1 pseudogene is annotated in these 322 nt (G+C 63.4%); it reads left to right on the plus strand.

Features of this window, described 5'->3' with window-relative positions:
• A pseudogene (locus EJ913_RS32900) lies at positions 1-322 on the plus strand (IS3 family transposase); the annotation flags it as partial.

Below are 322 nucleotides of genomic sequence, written 5' to 3' on the forward strand. Positions count from 1 at the left end.
GCGCTGAACAGATGGAAATCAGCCGACTGCGGACGGAACTGGCGCGCGTGAAGATGGAGCGCGACATTCTAAAAAAAGCGGCGGCGTACTTCGCCACGGAGTTGCTGTGAAGTACGCCTTTATTCAACGGCACCGCGACCTGTGGCCGATCTCGGTTCAATGTTGACCCTCGGCGTCAGCGCCCGTGGGTTTCGCCAATACGTCCGCAGAGAGGCTGGGACGGACGCGGCACCCGCGGGGCAGCAGGTGGGCAACCTCGCTCTGCTGACGCACATCAAGGCGATCCACACCGAAACCCGCGGCGCCTATGGTTGGCCGCGGG

It is taken from the genome of Azospirillum doebereinerae, assembly GCF_003989665.1.
GTDB classification, from domain to species: Bacteria; Pseudomonadota; Alphaproteobacteria; order Azospirillales; family Azospirillaceae; genus Azospirillum; species Azospirillum doebereinerae.